The following is a 3430-nucleotide window of genomic DNA, read 5'->3' on the forward strand; positions in this document are numbered from 1 at the left end:
CCCGCAAGGCTCACGGTGAAGTTATTTAGCGCGGCTTTTGCACCGGAATAATCAGCGCCAAGGTTATTCGGCTGCACTGCGACAGCGCTGGAAACATTGATGATCCGACCAAATTTTGCGGCCACCATGTCCGGCACGGCAAAGCGGCACAAGCGCACCGACGACAGGGCATTGGCATGAAAGTTAGAGAGGTAGTCATCGACGCTGATGTCAGCGGGGCCCTTTGTGGTATTTCCTGTCGAGCTGCCACCAGCGTTATTGATAAGAATTTCGATGTTGCCACCTAGCGCGGCGGTAGCGCTTTGGTAAACGCTGGCGGCGCCATCGTCTGTAGATAAGTCGCCAAGGGCGACGCCGGCCGCATTTATGTCGGCGGCAACCTGCTCTGCACGTTCACGGTTGCGGCCATGCACAATGACTTTGCAACCTTCTTGGGCGAGTATTCGGGCAATACCCTCGCCGATACCGCTGCTACTACCGGTGACCAAGGTACGTCGGCCCTTTAGTTGTAAGTCCATATTATTCCTCTTTGTTAAGTGCTGTTCATTCGGGCACTAGCAGTAGTGCTGGCGATCGTGGGGGGTGCTGTTAGTTTGTTGTGTTCCGCCGGATGGCAAAGCCCCGCCGAGGCACTATAAGATTACATAGCGGAAGGCTTTGTAGTATTCCCATTTGGGGATGCGTGATTATCTGTGGTTGGCGTAGCATGACCATTTTGGCCGTGATACCGCGGCGTAGCGGTAATGCTGCCGCATAAATTTATGCGGGGTGTGATTTGGATTTGGGGACGTGGTCGGCGGATAGCGAAAAGTTTAAAGCGATGGGCATCAATTGGCTGTGGCGGCAATCGTAAAGAGATGTATCGGTACTTTATTCATATAGGATAGGATTTGGCGCTGCGGCGGGAATAGTATTGTTGTTATTCGCGTGCACTAATAATACCCATTGGTGAAAGCTTGGGCCCCAGCACGATTAAAAACAGGGAAGAAAGTATGTCGAAACATTTTTCACTAGCAGACGCCCCAGATCAAACTGGTCGCATTGCCATTGTTACTGGCGCGAATACCGGCTTGGGTTATGAAACAGCCTTGGCATTGGCAGGTAAGGGTGCGAAAGTTATTCTTGCTTGCCGCAATCGCGACAAGGCTGAGGAGGCCAAAGCGAGCATCGCGAAGTCCGTTCCGAGCGCCAAGCTTGAAGTGCGCCTAATCGACACTGGTAGCCAGAAATCGGTTCGGGAGTTCGCTGCAGCCTATATACGCGATCATGAGCGCCTCGATTTACTCATTAATAATGCCGGCATTATGATTACGCCGTATTTTGCAACGGAAGATAATTTTGAAGGTCAGTTCGCGGTGAATTTTCTCGGTCATTTTACGCTTACGGCGTTGTTGTTACCGCTTTTAAATAAAACCCAGAAAGCCCGAATTGTTAGCCTGTATAGTTTGGCGGCAAGCTGGGGCGACATACAATTTGACGATATTCATTTCAAGAAAAAATACGACGCCACCAAGTCTTATTCCCAGAGCAAGCTGGCGTGCCTGATGTTCGCGCAGGAGCTGAACCAGCGCCTTGTCGCCGCAGGACATGACACTCGGGCTTTAGCGGCACACCCCGGGTTTTCTCAGTCTGATTTGTCGCGGAATTTAGCGGCGCCAATCCGATTTGGTTTATCAATAATTGGCCGATTCATTATGCAATCAGCCGCTGCTGGCGCAATGCCAACCTTGTATGCTGCGCTTGGGGAGGATTTGCGGGGTGGTGAGGCCATCGGCCCAGCCGGGCTCAAAGAAATGAAAGGGCCAGCAACGGTAGTGCAGGTTAGGGCTGAGGCGCAGGATGAAACACAGCGCGGGCGGCTATGGTCATTGGCTGAGGAGTTCTGCGGTATTCGTTACCCGTTATAGGGCTAGGCAACGCGGGTTGTCAGTATGCTCGACGGCGTTGGTGGCATGCTAGATGGCGCGGTGTGCTGCCGCCAGCGAGGTGTTTGATTCGCCACGCTGTCGCTTGATCAAGGGTTGAGAACTAATGCAAGCCGGGTCTCGGATGTTAGGCGTTCCGATTCGTTTCGAGGCGATTTCTGCAGTAGGGCACTAGTGATGTCGCTATCGGGACATTGTACTAACTCTACGTTAAATGCAGTGACAGGCTAGGTTACTATGTCGGTGTCACGTGGCCGTAATGTTTTAGCGTCATTTTGAAAACAATCACCTAATGGTGTCAGCTTTTAGGTAAATAACGATAAAAAATCAATTATCCGTGTTTAGGTAAGGAGAAGATCTGTGGCGATTGATCCAGCAAACCCCGTTCCACCACAATATCCCCGAATTGCTGGGAAAGAGAATATTCCAGCGCATGTTCCCGCGGAGTTGGCCCTGCCCAACGAGATTCCTTTTGGTCCCAATTTTCTTGTCGATCCCTTGGCATTTCTGGCTGACTTACATAATACAAAGCCACCGATATACTATGGCTACAGTGATTTTGGCAATGCATGGCAGTTAACAAAGCATGAAGACGGATTATTTATGCTTCGGGAGTCAGAGATATTCTCCAACGAGGGTGCAACGCCGTTTCCTCGGGACCCCGACGATTATTATTATTTTATTCCGATTGAGATAGACCCGCCGGATCACCGTCAGTATCGCGCTATTCTCGATCCGGTATTTTCGCCGAAGGGTGTGGTTGCGCTAGAAAGCAAAATTCGCAAACTGGCCAATGAACTCATTGATGACATCATTGATAAGGGTGAATGCGAGTTTACTGAGGCATTTGGGCGGCCACTACCGGTATTGGTGTTTTTAGAGTTGATGGGGCTGCCGCTAGATAAACGCGATACCTTTGTTAAGTGGGCGGTGGACTTACTGCACTCTCAGGACAGGGCCGTAATGGCGCAGTCAATGGACCTGATCAGTAGTTATCTGAAGGAAGTTATTGCGGAAAAGACCAAAAACCCTGACGACAAAGTCATAAGCCGTATTATTAACGGCGAAGTCCATGGTCGGCCGATGAGTGAACCGGAAATTTTTGGCTTTGTTATTTTCTTGTTTATTGGTGGCCTAGACACCGTGTTTGCCACCCTGAACCATATTTGGTTGTGGTTGGCACAAAACCCAGAGCGTCGCAAAGAGATGCGCGACAACCCAGAGCAAATCAATGTCCAAGTTGAGGAGCTAATTCGATCGTTTTCAGTGACATTCTCTGGCCGAGTTCTGAGTCGTGACTATGAAATGCGTGGGATTAAAATGAAGAAGGGCGACCGTATCACGGCAATTCTGCCGACGTGTAACTTTGACCCTGAGGTGTTTCCAAACCCCCGCCAAGTTGATTTCAACCGAAAACGTCGGGTCAACCTCACCTTTGCGGGTGGGCCGCACAGCTGTATGGGGGCTCATCTCGCGCGCTTAGAAATTAAAGTGTGCCTGCAGGA

The 3430-nt window shown here is 50.6% G+C and carries 3 protein-coding genes; 2 read left to right on the forward strand and 1 reads right to left on the reverse strand.

The genetic code is table 11. The features are described from left to right. Positions 1-518: SDR family NAD(P)-dependent oxidoreductase (locus tag ABYT30_RS17270; protein ID WP_373097697.1), on the reverse strand; the 518-nt coding region annotated here is incomplete at its 3' end. Positions 519-992: 474 nt separating this feature from the next. Between ABYT30_RS17270 and ABYT30_RS17275 the strand changes: the two genes are divergently transcribed. Next, a complete protein-coding gene (locus tag ABYT30_RS17275) occupies positions 993-1907 on the forward strand; it encodes an oxidoreductase (RefSeq protein ID WP_373097699.1) in 915 nt (304 codons plus the stop codon). 378 nt (positions 1908-2285) lie between these two features. Continuing rightward, positions 2286-3430: cytochrome P450 (locus ABYT30_RS17280; protein ID WP_373097700.1), on the forward strand; the 1145-nt coding region annotated here is incomplete at its 3' end.

This window comes from Zhongshania sp. (genome assembly GCF_041623545.1).
Classification (GTDB): domain Bacteria; phylum Pseudomonadota; class Gammaproteobacteria; order Pseudomonadales; family Spongiibacteraceae; genus Spongiibacter.